Genomic DNA, 13,038 nt, shown 5'->3' with positions numbered 1-13,038 from the left:
TGGCTGTGACGGCGGATAACGCTTCGCGTTATTCGCCCTATGCCAAGGCGAAGCCCGAGTGGCTTTCGCCAACCAGATTCGAACCGAGACCCCGGCCCTGTGCCGGGGGACAAGAACAAGCAACCGGATTTGATGAGGAGACACGCGATGAGCGCTACCGCAGAAACCACCACCGGCTTCAAGCCGAAGAAGTCCGTGGCCCTGAGTGGCACCGCCGCTGGCAACACCGCCCTGTGCACCGTCGGCCGTACCGGCAACGACCTGCACTACCGTGGCTATGACGTCCTGGATTTCGCCAACCGCTGCGACTTCGAGGAAATCGCCCACCTGCTGGTCCACGGCAAGCTGCCCAACGCCGCCGAACTGGCCGGCTACAAGGCCAAGCTGAAAGCCCTGCGCGGCCTGCCGGCCGGCGTCAAGGCCGCCCTGGAAACCCTGCCGCCCTCGGCCCACCCGATGGACGTGATGCGCACCGCCGTGTCCGTGCTCGGCTGCCTGTCGCCGGAGAAGGACGACCACAACCATCCGGGCGCCCGCGACATCGCCGACAAGCTGATGGCCTCCCTGGGCTCCGCCCTGCTCTACTGGTACCACTTCAGCCACAACGGCAAGCGCATCGAAGTCGAGACCGACGATGAGTCCATCGGCGGCCACTTCCTGCACCTGCTGCACGGTCAGAAGCCGCGCGAGTCCTGGGTGCGCGCCATGCACACCTCGCTGAACCTGTACGCCGAGCACGAATTCAACGCATCCACCTTCACCTCCCGCGTGATCGCCGGCACCGGTTCGGACATGTACTCCTGCATCGCTGGCGCCATCGGCGCGCTGCGCGGCCCGAAACACGGCGGCGCCAACGAAGTGGCCTTCGAGATCCAGAAGCGCTACGACAACCCGAACGAAGCCGAGGCCGACATCCGTGCCCGCGTCGAGCGCAAGGAAGTGGTGATCGGCTTCGGCCACCCGGTCTACACCGTGTCCGACCCGCGCAACAAGGTGATCAAGGAAGTCGCTCACCAGCTGTCGAACGAGCAGTCCAACACCAAGATGTATGACATCGCCGAGCGCCTGGAAAGCGTGATGTGGGAAATCAAGAAGATGTTCCCCAACCTCGATTGGTTCAGCGCCGTCAGCTACCACATGATGGGCGTGCCGACCGCCATGTTCACCCCGCTGTTCGTGATCGCCCGCACTGCCGGTTGGTCCGCCCACGTCATCGAGCAGCGCATCGACGGCAAGATCATTCGCCCGAGCGCCAACTATGTTGGCCCGGAAGATCTGCAGTTCGTGCCGCTCAAGGACCGCAAATGATGAACACTCAATTCCGCAAACGCCTGCCCGGCACCGCACTGGACTACTTCGACGCCCGCGAGGCGGTCGATGCGATCCAGGCCGGCGCCTGGGACAAACTGCCCTACACCTCCCGCGTGCTGGCCGAACAGCTGGTGCGCCGCTGCGAGCCCGCTGAGCTGACCGCTTCGCTGGAGCAGCTGGTCTACCGCAAGCGCGACCTGGACTTCCCCTGGTACCCGGCGCGCGTGGTCTGCCACGACATCCTCGGCCAGACCGCGCTGGTCGACCTCGCCGGCCTGCGTGACGCCATCGCCGAACAGGGTGGCGACCCGTCCAAGGTCAACCCGGTGGTGCCGACCCAGCTGATCGTCGACCACTCGCTGGCCGTGGAAGCCGCGGGCTTCGACCCGGATGCGTTCGAGAAGAACCGCGCCATCGAGGATCGCCGCAACGAGGATCGCTTCCACTTCATCGATTGGACCAAGACTGCGTTCAAGAACGTCGACGTGATCCCGGCCGGCAACGGCATCATGCACCAGATCAACCTGGAGAAGATGAGCCCGGTGATCCAGGCGCGCGGTGGCGTGGCCTTCCCCGACACCTGCGTCGGCACCGACTCGCACACCCCGCACGTGGATGCCCTGGGCGTGATCGCCATCGGCGTCGGCGGCCTCGAAGCCGAGACCGTGATGCTGGGTCACCCGTCGATGATGCGCCTGCCCGACATCGTCGGCGTCAAGCTGATCGGCAAGCGCAAGCCGGGCATCACCGCCACCGACATCGTCCTGGCGATCACCGAGTTCCTGCGCAAGGAGCGCGTGGTCGGCGCCTACGTCGAATTCTTCGGCGAGGGTGCGGACAGCCTGACCATCGGCGACCGCGCGACCATCTCCAACATGTGCCCGGAATACGGCGCCACCGCCTCGATGTTCTACATCGACGGCCAGACCATCGACTACCTCAAGCTCACCGGCCGCGAGCCCGAGCAGGTGGCGCTGGTGGAGAACTACGCCAAGACCCTCGGCCTCTGGAGCACCGCGCTGGAGACCGCCGAGTACGAGCGTGTGCTGGAGTTCGACCTGGGCAGCGTCGTCCGTAACATGGCCGGCCCGTCCAACCCGCACCGTCGCCTGCCGACTTCGGCACTGGCCGAGCGCGGCATCGCCGACGAAGCCAAGCTGCAAGCCGGCAAGGGTGAAGAAGCCCAGGGCCTGATGCCCGACGGCGCGGTGATCATCGCCGCCATCACCAGCTGCACCAACACCTCCAACCCGCGCAACGTCATCGCCGCCGGCCTGGTGGCGAAGAAGGCCAACGCGCTGGGCATGATCCGCAAGCCGTGGGTGAAGACCTCCTTCGCGCCGGGCTCGAAGGTCGCCAAGCTGTACCTGGAAGAAGCCGGCCTGCTGCCGGAGCTGGAAAAGCTCGGCTTCGGCATCGTCGCCTATGCCTGCACCACCTGTAACGGCATGTCCGGCGCGCTGGACCCGGTGATCCAGAAAGAGATCATCGACCGCGACCTGTACGCCACCGCCGTGCTCTCGGGCAACCGCAACTTCGATGGCCGCATCCACCCCTACGCCAAGCAGGCCTTCCTCGCCTCGCCGCCGCTGGTGGTCGCCTACGCCATCGCCGGTACCGTGCGCTTCGACATCGAGCAGGACCCGCTGGGCACCGACAAGGACGGCAACCCCGTCACCCTGAAGGACCTCTGGCCGTCGGACGAAGAGATCGACGCCATCGTCGCCTCCAGCGTCAAGCCCGAGCAGTTCAAGCAGGTCTACATTCCGATGTTCGACCTGGGCAGCGTGCAGGAAGCGGAAAGCCCGCTGTACGACTGGCGCCCGATGTCCACCTACATCCGCCGCCCGCCGTACTGGGAAGGCGCGCTGGCCGGCGAGCGTACGCTCAAGGGCATGCGTCCGCTGGCGATCCTGCCGGACAACATCACCACCGATCACCTGTCGCCGTCCAACGCCATCCTGGCGGACTCGGCCGCCGGTGAGTACCTGGCGAAAATGGGCCTGCCGGAGGAGGACTTCAACTCCTACGCCACCCACCGCGGCGACCACCTGACCGCCCAGCGCGCCACCTTCGCCAACCCGCAACTGGTCAACGAAATGGCCGTGGTGAACGGTGAGGTGAAGAAAGGTTCGCTGGCTCGCGTGGAGCCGGAAGGCAAGGTGATGCGCATGTGGGAAGCGATCGAAACCTACATGAACCGCAAGCAGAACCTGATCATCGTGGCCGGCGCCGACTACGGCCAGGGCTCGTCCCGCGACTGGGCGGCCAAGGGCGTTCGCCTGGCGGGCGTGGAAGTGATCGTCGCCGAAGGCTTCGAGCGCATCCACCGCACCAACCTGGTGGGCATGGGCGTGCTGCCGGTGGAGTTCAAGCCGGGCACCACCCGCCTGACCCTGGGCCTGGACGGCACCGAGACCTACGACATCAAGGGCGAAGTCTCGCCGCGCTGCGACCTGACCCTGGTCATCCATCGCCAGAGCGGTGAAGTCGTCGAAGTCCCGGTCACCTGCCGCCTCGACACCGCCGCCGAAGTGAAGGTGTACAAGGCCGGTGGCGTGCTGCAGCGCTTCGCCAAGGACTTCCTGGAAGGCGCGGTAGCGTGATGTAACCTGCGCGGGTCGGAGCCCTCCGGCCCGCGCCATGTTTACCTGTCAAAGCAAACAGGACCTGAGAATGCCCCACGTACCCCAAGTGAAAGTCCCCGCCACCTACATCCGCGGCGGCACCAGCAAGGGCGTGTTCTTCCGCCTGCAGGACCTGCCCGAGCGCTGCCAGGTGCCCGGCGCGGCCCGCGACAAGCTGTTCATGCGCGTGATCGGCAGCCCCGATCCGTACAGCGCGCACATCGACGGCATGGGCGGCGCGACCTCCAGCACCAGCAAGTGCGTGATCCTGTCTAAAAGCACACAGCCCGACCACGACGTCGACTACCTCTACGGGCAGATTTCCATCGACAAGGCCTTCGTCGACTGGAGCGGCAACTGCGGCAACCTCTCCACCGCCGCCGGCTCCTTCGCCATCCATGCCGGCCTGGTCGATCCCTCGCGCATTCCGGACAACGGCACCTGCGTGGTGCGCATCTGGCAGGCCAACATCCAGAAGACCATCATCGCCCACGTGCCGATCACCAATGGCCAGGTGCAGGAAACCGGTGACTTCGAACTGGACGGCGTGACCTTCCCCGCCGCCGAGATCGTGCTGGAGTTCCTCGACCCGTCCGACGATGGCGAGGAAGGCGGCTCGATGTTCCCCACCGGCAACCTGGTGGACGATCTGGAAGTCCCCGGCATCGGCACCTTCAAGGCGACCATGATCACCGCCGGCATCCCGACCATCTTCGTCAACGCCCAGGACATCGGCTACACCGGTGCCGAGCTGCGCGAAGCGATCAATGGCGACCCGGAGCAGCTGGCACGCTTCGAGAAACTCCGCATCGCCGGCGCCCTGCGCATGGGCCTGATCAAGACCCCGGAAGAAGCCGCGACCCGCCAGCACACGCCGAAGATCGCCTTCGTCGCGCCGGCGAAGGACTACGTCACCTCCAGCGGCAAGCAGGTGCAGGCCGGCGACGTCGACCTGCTGGTGCGCGCGCTGTCCATGGGCAAACTGCACCACGCCATGATGGGCACCGCCGCCGTGGCCATCGGCACCGCCGCCGCCATCCCCGGCACCTTGGTGAACCTTGCCGCCGGTGGTGGTGAACGCAGCGCCGTGCGCTTCGGCCACCCCTCCGGCACCCTGCGCGTCGGCGCCGAGGCCAAGCAGGTGAACGGCGAATGGACCGTGACCAAGGCCATCATGAGCCGCAGCTCGCGCATCCTCATGGAAGGCTGGGTACGGGTGCCGGGCGATTCGTTCTGATCGCTGGATTTACCCGTGAAAGCACAAGGCCCGCGATTGCGGGCCTTGTTGCATCTGAATCAGAGAAACACCCGTAGGAGCGGACTCTGTCCGCGATGCTCTTGCGCGGCGGCGAGGCCGATCGCGGACGAAGTCCGCTCCTACGAAAGCACAGCCACCGCCCCCAGTAGGAGCGAGCTTGCTCGCGAACCGCTTTTGCTCTCGTAGGAGCGGAGCTTCTCCGCAAACATCGGCGCGAACTGAACGATTCGCGGACAAGGTCCGCTCCTACAATAGCGCGCTCTGCTGGTCCGGCATCAGGCGACAAAATCGCCCTGCAACTGCTCCAGCAAAACCTGAATCCGCGCCAGACGCACGGTCGGGTCATCCATCTCCAGCAACACCTGCTTCTGGTCCCGTTCGAAGGGCAGCAGATAGGCAAGCTGGCAGGCCAATTCCTGCTGGCCATTGACCTCCCCGCCCATCTCCAGCGCGGAGACCATCGGGTGCATGGACAGCGCCTCCAGCAGCGCGGCGAGATCATCGTGCTCCTTGGTCAGCGGCTGGTCGGGCTGCTCGTCCAACCACTCCACCTCGGCCACGGTCAACTGATCCGGCTGCACATTGGCCGAGAGCACACGGAAGCGCCGCCCGCCCTCGACACGAATGCCCAGCAAACCGTTCGGGCGCTGCTGCCAATCGCGGATCAGTGCCTCGCAGCCCACCAGGCTGTAACGCTCCGGCGCATCGCCAACTTCCTCGCCCTCGACGATGCCCACCACGCCGAACCCGCCGTTCTGCTTCATGCAGCGGCCGATCATGTCCAGGTAGCGCGCCTCGAATATCTGCAGGTCAAGGCGACAGCCGGGGAACAGCACGGTGTTGAGCGGGAACAGCGGGAAACTCATGGACACTCCGTCATCTGGTTAGGAGAGCAATGCTACCGCCAACGGTAGCAGCACAGCGGTGACCACGCCCATCAGGCTCATCGCCAGGGCGGCGAAGGCGCCGCACTCCTCGCCTTCCTGCAGGGCGCGGGAAGTACCCACGGCGTGGGCGGTCATGCCCAGCGCCATGCCCTGCGCGGCCGGGTGATGCACGCCCACGCGGCGCAGCAGTTCCGGGCCGAGGATGGCGCCCAGCACGCCGGTGATCAGCACGAACACCGCCGCCAGCGCCGCCACGCCGCCAACCTGGCTGGCCACCAGCATGGCGATCGGCGAGGTCACCGACTTGGGCGCCAGGCTCATCAGCAGCTCGTGGTCGACGCCGAACAGCCAGCCCAGGCCAATGCCCAGCACGGTGGCGAACAGGCCGGCCACCACCAGGGTGATCAGGGTCGGCCAGAACAGCTGGCGGATGCGCTTGAGGTTGAGGAACAGCGGCACCGCCAGGGCCACGGTGGCCGGGCCGAGAAGAATGGTCAGCACCTTGGCGCTGGTGCTGTATTCGGCGTAGTCGATACCGCAGGCGAGCAGCACGCCGATCACGATCAGCATCGACACCAGCACCGGCTGCAGGAACACCCAGCGCGTGCGCTCGTAGGCGGCCAGCGCCAGCTGGTAGGCGCCCAGGGTGACGCCGACGCAGAACAGCGGATGGTGAATGACGGAGGAGACCGCGCCTTGCCAGTCGAACATCAGGCGTTCTCCTTCTGCTTGCGCTGGCGGTCGATGAGCTTCTGCATCAGCCAGCCGGCGAACACGAAGGACACCAGCAGCGACAGCGCCAGGGCACCGGCGATGGCCCAGAAGTCCGCGGCGATCTGCTTCGCGTAGGCCATCACCCCCACCGCCGCCGGCACCAGCAGCAGCGGCAGATAACGCAGCAACGAGCCGGCCGCCTCGTTCACCGGCGCACTCACCTCCCCGCTCCACACCAGGTACAGGAAGAGCAGCACCAGCCCAATGATGGGTCCGGGAATCATGTGCAGGATGAGAGCATTCAGACCCGTGCCGAGCAGTTGGAACAGCACCAGCCAGGTCAGGCCGCGTAACAGCATGGGGAACATCTCCAGCGCAATGAGGCGCCATTATGCCCAGCCGGGCGCCCCTATGGCACGGCATTCGCCCAAAGCATTAACGAGCGGCCGGCTTGACCATACCCGGTGCCCATGTTGATCTACTGCCTGCTTTACGACCTGCTGGACGCACTAGAAGAAAAAAACGCATTCCCCGGAGGGAACATGGCATTCGTACCTGTAAGCGCACTGAAGGACTACATCGGCAAGGACCTGGGCCACTCGCAATGGATCACCATCGATCAGGAGCGCATCAACCAGTTCGCCGAGTGCACCGAGGACCACCAGTTCATCCACGTAGACCCGGAACGGGCGAAGAAGACCCCGTTCGGCGGCACCATCGCCCACGGCTTCCTGTCCCTGTCGCTGATCCCGAAACTCTGCGAAGGCCTGCTGGTGATGCCGGAGAACCCCAAGATGGTGGTCAACTACGGCCTCGACAGCGTTCGATTCATCCAGCCGGTGCCGGTCAATTCCCGCGTGCGCCTGCAGGTGACCATCAGCGACATCACCGAGAAGAACCCCGGCCAGTGGCTGATCAAGGCCCGCTGCACCCTGGAGATCGAAGGCCAGGCCAAACCCGCCTACATCGCCGAATCCCTGAGCCTGTGCTTCGTCTGAAACATTTCCTGACGGTTATCGACTAGAATGTCGGCGGCCGCCAGCCAGGGCGGCCTCCGGCCATTCACAAGGACAGTCCCATGACCGAAAAACGCATTCTCCCCGCCTTCCTGCTGTGCTTCTTCCTCGGCACCTTCGGCGCCCATCGCTTCTACGTGGGCAAGATCGGCACCGGCATCCTGCAGATCCTGACCCTGGGCGGCCTGGGCATCTGGACGCTGGTCGACTTCATCATGATCATCGTCGGTGCCTTCAAGGACAAGGAAGGCAACAAGCTCACCCAGTGGACCTGATCAGGCCCGCTGAAAAAAGCCCGCGCCCGCGGGCTTTTTTACGTCCACACTGAACTCGCGCCCCACCGCAATTCGAGACTTCCCATGCCACGCCACCTCCTGCCCCTCGGCCTCGCCCTGCTCCTTGCTGCCTGCGGCGAAGGCGAGCCCCTGACGCCACCCGACGGCCGCCTGCCCGATGGTGCGCGCTATCGTGGCGATTTGGTGAACGGCCAGTTACAGGGAAAAGGCCGCCTGGATTACCCCAACGGCGCCTGGTACGACGGCGAGTTCGACAAGGGCCTGCAGAGCGGTCAGGGCAAGTGGCACGGCGGCGACGGTTCGACCTATGTCGGTGCGTTCCGCGAGGGGTTGTTCGATGGCCGGGGACATTTGCAATTCGCCGATGGCAGTGACTACGAGGGCCAGTTCAAGCAGGGCGAGTTCGACGGCGAAGGACGCCTGACACAGGGCAAGACCAGTTACAGCGGCGGCTTCCGCAAGGGCCGCTACGACGGAACGGGCACTCTCGAACTGCCCGACGGCACCCGTCATCAGGGCTGGTTCGCAGGCGGCGAGGCCAACGGCGAAGGTGCGCGCCTGGACAGCCTCGGCAACCAGTACACCGGACAGTTCAAGAACGGCACGCTCAATGGCAAGGGCACCTTCCGCGACGATGCCGGCGACCACTACAGCGGTGAATTCCGCAATGACCAGTTCGACGGCAAGGGGCGCTTCCAGAACCTCTCCGGCGACGTCTGGCTGGGCAACTTCAAGGAAGGCTCGCTGGACGGCACGGGCGAGTTCATCGGCAGCGACGGCAGCCGCTACCAGGGCGGGTTCCGCCAATGGCGCTTCGACGGCAAGGGCACCCTCACCCAGGCCGACGGCCAGGTCTACAACGGCGGCTTCGCCCGTGGCGAATACTCGGGCGATGGCACCCTCACCCACAACGACGGCAGCGTTGAGCGCGGCAGCTGGAGTGGCGGCCAGCGCATACGCGACGAGCACGGCGCGCTGCTGCCCAATGCCCTGGAAATCGGCCTGCTGGAACAGGGCCCACTGCTGGAGAAGGCGCTGGCGGCCATCCCGCGCTCCACGCCGGCCATCGAGCTCTACGGCCTGAGCCTGGGCGGCGACGGCAAGCAGAGCGTATTCCTGCGCGAAGCCGATTATGTCGCCAACCTGCTGGGCAAGCGCTTCGGCGCCCTGGGCGTGGTGACGCTGGTGAACCACCGCGACCATCTCACCGACCGGCCGATGGCCACCCGCGAAAGCCTGGCCCGCACCCTGCGTACCCTGGCCGAACGCAGCGGGCCGGAAGACCTGATCTTCATCCACCTGACCAGCCACGGCTCCCACGACCACGAGCTGGTGCTGGACATGCCCGGCCTCAAGCTCAACGACCTGCCGGCCAGCGAACTGGCCACCCTGCTCGCGCCGTTGAAGGACCGCTACAAGGTCCTGGTGATATCGGCCTGCTACAGCGGCGGCTTCATTCCCGCGCTCAAGGACGACAAGACCCTGATCATGACCGCAGCCCGCTCCGACCGGGTATCCTTCGGCTGCTCCGAGGAGGCCGACTTCACCTACTTCGGTGACGCGCTGTTCGCCAAGGCCTTCCAACAGACGGACGACCTCAAGGAAGCCTTCGCGATCGCCAGCGACACGGTGGCCCGGCGCGAGAAGGAGGAACAGTTCGAAGCGTCGGAACCGCAACTTTGGGCGCCGCCGGCGGTTCTAAACCATTGGAAGGCCCTGCGATCGCAGCAGAGGCGTGGGCCACTCGATGCCAAGAGTGTCGCCGTACAGGCAAAACAATAGGCCGGCAACTAAGCTTGTCAGTGTGTCAGGGAGAAACACAGATGTACTCAACACCGACGAATATCCTGCTTGCCGGAGCAACCGGTCTTACCGGTGAGCACTTGCTGGACCGCATGCTCAACGAGCCCACCGTCAAGCGCGTGCTGGCCCCCACCCGACGGAAGCTGGCCGAACACCCGCGCCTGAAAAACCCCATCGGCCCGCTGGCCGAACTGATCCCGGACCTGACCGGTCCGGTGGACACCGTGTTCTGCTGCCTGGGCACCACGATCAAGGAGGCCGGCTCCGAAGAGGCCTTCCGCAGCATCGATTTCGACCTGCCCCTGGCGCTGGGCGCGCGCGGCCTGGAGCTGGGCGCGCGGCACTATGTGGTGATCAGCGCGCTAGGCGCCGACAGCAAATCGTCGATCTTCTACAGTCGAGTCAAGGGCGAACTGGAAGACGCCCTGCGCCAGCAAGGCTGGCCGCAGCTGACCATCGCCCGCCCCTCGCTGCTGCTGGGCCAGCGCGAAGAGGTACGCCTGGCCGAACTGCTCGCCGCCCCCTTCGCCCGCATCCTGCCGGGCAAGCTGCACGGCATCGAAGCCTGCGCCCTGGCCCGCGCGCTCTGGCGCCTGGCGCTGGAAACCGGCAAGGGCACCCGCGTCGTCGAGTCGGACGAACTGCGTCGGCTGGGCAAGTAACACCCGCTGCTCCCCATAACGTAGGGCGTACAACCGTTCGCGGTTGTACGCCGATACGCCGCTATTTGTCGTCGACGCCACGGCCAACCCCGGAGCGCCCTGTCGCCAAGGTCAGACGGCGTATAACGTCGAACGTTATACGCCCTACGTGCCTGTCGCCGTCAGTTCCCGCCGCGCACCTGCAGGCCGACACCCAGTTCCGCGGCGATGGAGAACGGCAGCAGCAACGTATCCAGCAGCGCGCTGCCCGGCAGGTCCAGGCCCGGATAGGCCGGCGCCTCGGTGCCGAAGCGGTCCATCGGGCAACAACCGCCATCGAGCGAATACCAGTCCAGCCGGGTGCCGGCGTAGATCAGCGGCGCATCGGGCTTGGCGGCATTGAGGGTCTTCACGGTGGCGCAACCGCCCAGCTGCAGCAGCAACAGGGCGGCGAGGAGCTTATTCGTCACTGACAAGATGATGTTCGCCCCAGCGCGGCAGCATGTCCTGGGGAATGCCCAGCTGATTGAGGATGCGCGCGACGACGAAATCGATCAGGTCGTCCACCGTCTGCGGCTGGTGATAGAAGCCCGGAGCGGCCGGCAGGATCACCGCGCCCATATTGGACAGCTTGAGCATGTTCTCCAGGTGGATGCTGGAGAACGGCGCCTCGCGCGGCACCAGGATCAGTTGGCGGCGCTCCTTCAGTGCCACGTCGGCGGCGCGTTCGATCAGGTTGTTGCAGGCGCCGGTGGCGATGGCCGAGAGCGTCCCCGTCGAGCAGGGCACCACCACCATCGCGCTGGGCGCGCCGGAGCCGGAGGCCACCGGGGCCATCCAGTCTTCCTTGCCGTACACGCGGATCTGCCCCGGCGCGGCGCCGGTGTATTCGCTCAAGAAAGCCTGCATCGCCTGCGGCTTGCTTGGCAGGGTCACGTCGGTCTCGGTGGCCACCACCAGTTGCGCGGCCTTGGAGATCAGGAAGTGCACCTCGCGGTCTTCCTGCACCAGGCAGTCGAGCAGGCGCAGGCCGTACTGGGCGCCGGAGGCGCCGGTCATGGCGAGGGTGACGCGTTCGGCTCCGGCCATGTTCAGCCCTCCAGCGCCTTGGCCAGCTTGCCGTGCAGGCCGCCGAAGCCACCGTTGCTCATGATCACCACCTGGGTGCCCGGCCGAGCGATGGCCTTGACGCCCTCGATGATGGCTTCCAGCGAGTCGCACACCTGGGTCGGCACGGTGGAGCTGGCGACGGTGGCGGCCAGATCCCAGCCGAGATTCGGCGGCGCGTACCAGAACACGTTGTCGGCCTGCACCACGGACTCCGGCAGGCCGTCGCGGTGGGCGCCGAGCTTCATGGAGTTGGAGCGCGGCTCGACCACGGCGATCACCGGCGCATCGCCGACGCGCTTGCGCAGGCCGTCGAGGGTGGTGGCGATGGCGGTCGGGTGGTGGGCAAAGTCGTCATAGATCGTGACGCCGTTGACTTCGGCAACCTTCTCCATGCGCCGCTTGACGCTCTTGAAGGCCGACAGCGCGGCGCAGCCCAGCTCCGGCACCACGCCGACATGGCGGGCCGCCGCGAGGCAAGCCAGGGCGTTGGCGACGTTGTGCTGGCCGGTCAGTTCCCAGTCCACGGAGCCCTGCACCTGGCCATCGAACAGCACCTCGAAATGCGAGCCGTCTTCGCTGAGCAGGCGCGCCTGCCACTGGCCGCCTTCGCCGGTGGTCTGCACCGGGGTCCAGCAGCCCATGTCGATCACGCGCTTGAGCGCGGTTTCGGAGGCGGGATGGATGACCAGGCCCTCGCCGGGGATGGTCCGCACCAGGTGGTGGAACTGCCGCTCGATGGCGGCGAGGTCGGGGAAGATGTCCGCATGGTCGAATTCCAGGTTGTTGAGGATCGCCGTGCGCGGGTGGTAGTGGACGAACTTGGAGCGCTTGTCGAAGAAGGCGCTGTCGTACTCGTCGGCCTCGACCACGAAGAACGGCGTACCGCCCAGGCGCGCGGAGACGCCGAAGTTCTGCGGCACGCCGCCGATCAGGAAGCCCGGGCTCATGCCGGCATGCTCCAGCACCCAGGCCAGCATGCTGCTAGTGGTGGTCTTGCCGTGGGTACCGGCGGCGGCCAGGACCCAACGGCCCTGCAATACGTGGTCGGCCAGCCACTGCGGGCCGGAGACATAGGGCAGGCCCTTGTTCAGGACGTATTCCACAGCGGGGTTGCCGCGCGACAGGGCGTTGCCGACTACCACCAGGTCCGGTGCCGGTTCGAGGTGCGCCGGATCATAGCCCTGCATCAGCTCGATGCCCTGGGCTTCGAGCTGGGTGCTCATCGGCGGGTAGACGTTGGCATCGGAACCGGTCACGCGGTGGCCAAGCTCCTTGGCCAGGACGGCCAGCGACCCCATGAAGGTGCCGCAGATGCCGAGGATGTGGATATGCATGCAGACTCCTGCAATCAAGCCTTTCAAGGCGCTTCGAATGG

13 protein-coding genes are annotated in these 13,038 nt (G+C 66.0%); 7 read left to right on the top strand and 6 right to left on the bottom strand.

Going from position 1 to position 13,038, the window contains the following annotated elements:
* Positions 1–147: 147 nt before the first annotated feature.
* From prpC to prpF, 3 genes are all read left to right on the top strand, one after another.
* Positions 148–1,308, top strand: a complete 1,161-nt coding sequence (gene prpC / locus ACNFBT_RS14780; protein WP_152220311.1) for a bifunctional 2-methylcitrate synthase/citrate synthase — start codon at positions 148–150, stop codon at positions 1,306–1,308.
* Entirely contained in the window at positions 1,308–3,917 is a 2,610-nt protein-coding gene (gene acnD / locus ACNFBT_RS14775; RefSeq protein ID WP_416750469.1) for a Fe/S-dependent 2-methylisocitrate dehydratase AcnD, read from the top strand. The genes prpC and acnD overlap by 1 nt, the downstream gene beginning before the upstream one ends.
* A 70-nt stretch (positions 3,918–3,987) precedes the next feature.
* Positions 3,988–5,175 carry a 2-methylaconitate cis-trans isomerase PrpF gene (gene prpF / locus ACNFBT_RS14770; RefSeq protein WP_416750467.1) on the top strand — a complete coding sequence of 396 codons (1,188 nt, stop codon included), beginning with the start codon at positions 3,988–3,990 and terminating at the stop codon, positions 5,173–5,175.
* Between the two features lie 296 nt (positions 5,176–5,471).
* On the opposite strand, the gene ACNFBT_RS14765 is transcribed toward prpF, so the two are convergent.
* From ACNFBT_RS14765 to ACNFBT_RS14755, 3 genes are read right to left on the bottom strand one after another with little or no spacing between them, the layout of a single operon-like run.
* Positions 5,472–6,062: an LON peptidase substrate-binding domain-containing protein gene (locus tag ACNFBT_RS14765; protein WP_416750465.1), complete on the bottom strand. Its 591-nt coding sequence runs from the start codon at positions 6,060–6,062 to the stop codon at positions 5,472–5,474.
* An 18-nt stretch (positions 6,063–6,080) separates the two neighbouring features.
* The gene (locus tag ACNFBT_RS14760; protein WP_416750463.1) at positions 6,081–6,794 is read right to left on the bottom strand and encodes an LrgB family protein; all 714 of its coding nucleotides are present in this window, start codon (positions 6,792–6,794) and stop codon (positions 6,081–6,083) included.
* A complete protein-coding gene (locus tag ACNFBT_RS14755; RefSeq protein WP_416750461.1) occupies positions 6,794–7,156 on the bottom strand; it encodes a CidA/LrgA family protein in 363 nt (120 codons plus the stop codon). Before ACNFBT_RS14755 ends, ACNFBT_RS14760 begins: the two co-directional genes overlap by 1 nt.
* A gap of 183 nt (positions 7,157–7,339) precedes the next feature.
* Between ACNFBT_RS14755 and ACNFBT_RS14750 the strand changes: the two genes are divergently transcribed.
* The 4 genes from ACNFBT_RS14750 to ACNFBT_RS14735 all read left to right on the top strand — a co-directional run bounded on the left by ACNFBT_RS14750 (position 7,340) and on the right by ACNFBT_RS14735 (position 10,574).
* Complete coding sequence (locus ACNFBT_RS14750) at positions 7,340–7,795, top strand: MaoC family dehydratase (RefSeq protein ID WP_416750459.1); 456 nt, start codon at positions 7,340–7,342, stop codon at positions 7,793–7,795.
* Positions 7,796–7,875: 80 nt separating this feature from the next.
* Positions 7,876–8,088 carry a TM2 domain-containing protein gene (locus ACNFBT_RS14745; RefSeq protein ID WP_152220258.1) on the top strand — a complete coding sequence of 71 codons (213 nt, stop codon included), beginning with the start codon at positions 7,876–7,878 and terminating at the stop codon, positions 8,086–8,088.
* A gap of 84 nt (positions 8,089–8,172) precedes the next feature.
* Positions 8,173–9,891 carry a C13 family peptidase gene (locus ACNFBT_RS14740; protein WP_416750457.1) on the top strand — a complete coding sequence of 573 codons (1,719 nt, stop codon included), beginning with the start codon at positions 8,173–8,175 and terminating at the stop codon, positions 9,889–9,891.
* Between the two features lie 41 nt (positions 9,892–9,932).
* A complete protein-coding gene (locus ACNFBT_RS14735; RefSeq protein WP_416750455.1) occupies positions 9,933–10,574 on the top strand; it encodes an oxidoreductase in 642 nt (213 codons plus the stop codon).
* A gap of 161 nt (positions 10,575–10,735) precedes the next feature.
* On the opposite strand, the gene ACNFBT_RS14730 is transcribed toward ACNFBT_RS14735, so the two are convergent.
* Genes ACNFBT_RS14730 through mpl form a run of 3 tightly spaced genes read right to left on the bottom strand, consistent with a single transcriptional unit; the run spans position 10,736 to position 12,997 of the window.
* Entirely contained in the window at positions 10,736–11,023 is a 288-nt protein-coding gene (locus ACNFBT_RS14730) for a YceK/YidQ family lipoprotein (protein WP_416750670.1), read from the bottom strand.
* The gene (gene ubiX, locus ACNFBT_RS14725; protein ID WP_017521701.1) at positions 11,013–11,642 is read right to left on the bottom strand and encodes a flavin prenyltransferase UbiX; all 630 of its coding nucleotides are present in this window, start codon (positions 11,640–11,642) and stop codon (positions 11,013–11,015) included. Before ubiX ends, ACNFBT_RS14730 begins: the two co-directional genes overlap by 11 nt.
* 2 nt (positions 11,643–11,644) lie before the next feature.
* Positions 11,645–12,997, bottom strand: coding sequence for a UDP-N-acetylmuramate:L-alanyl-gamma-D-glutamyl-meso-diaminopimelate ligase (gene mpl, locus ACNFBT_RS14720; RefSeq protein ID WP_416750453.1), 1,353 nt, complete (start codon positions 12,995–12,997; stop codon positions 11,645–11,647).
* Between the last annotated feature and the right edge of the window lie 41 nt (positions 12,998–13,038).

This window comes from Pseudomonas sp. NY15181 (assembly GCF_048068055.1).
Lineage (GTDB): Bacteria > Pseudomonadota > Gammaproteobacteria > Pseudomonadales > Pseudomonadaceae > Pseudomonas.
This window is presented reverse-complemented; position numbering and strand designations above follow the sequence as displayed.

Excerpts from the sequence above, each read along its gene's own strand:
- prpC (WP_152220311.1), top strand. The coding sequence starts at position 148 with ATGAGCGCTACCGCAGAAACCACCACCGGCTTCAAGCCGAAGAAGTCC.
- acnD (WP_416750469.1), top strand. The coding sequence starts at position 1,308 with ATGAACACTCAATTCCGCAAACGCCTGCCCGGCACCGCACTGGACTAC.
- prpF (WP_416750467.1), top strand. The coding sequence starts at position 3,988 with ATGCCCCACGTACCCCAAGTGAAAGTCCCCGCCACCTACATCCGCGGC.
- ACNFBT_RS14765 (WP_416750465.1), bottom strand. The coding sequence starts at position 6,062 with ATGAGTTTCCCGCTGTTCCCGCTCAACACCGTGCTGTTCCCCGGCTGT.
- ACNFBT_RS14760 (WP_416750463.1), bottom strand. The coding sequence starts at position 6,794 with ATGTTCGACTGGCAAGGCGCGGTCTCCTCCGTCATTCACCATCCGCTG.
- ACNFBT_RS14755 (WP_416750461.1), bottom strand. The coding sequence starts at position 7,156 with ATGCTGTTACGCGGCCTGACCTGGCTGGTGCTGTTCCAACTGCTCGGC.
- ACNFBT_RS14750 (WP_416750459.1), top strand. The coding sequence starts at position 7,340 with ATGGCATTCGTACCTGTAAGCGCACTGAAGGACTACATCGGCAAGGAC.
- ACNFBT_RS14745 (WP_152220258.1), top strand. The coding sequence starts at position 7,876 with ATGACCGAAAAACGCATTCTCCCCGCCTTCCTGCTGTGCTTCTTCCTC.
- ACNFBT_RS14740 (WP_416750457.1), top strand. The coding sequence starts at position 8,173 with ATGCCACGCCACCTCCTGCCCCTCGGCCTCGCCCTGCTCCTTGCTGCC.
- ACNFBT_RS14735 (WP_416750455.1), top strand. The coding sequence starts at position 9,933 with ATGTACTCAACACCGACGAATATCCTGCTTGCCGGAGCAACCGGTCTT.
- ubiX (WP_017521701.1), bottom strand. The coding sequence starts at position 11,642 with ATGGCCGGAGCCGAACGCGTCACCCTCGCCATGACCGGCGCCTCCGGC.
- mpl (WP_416750453.1), bottom strand. The coding sequence starts at position 12,997 with ATGCATATCCACATCCTCGGCATCTGCGGCACCTTCATGGGGTCGCTG.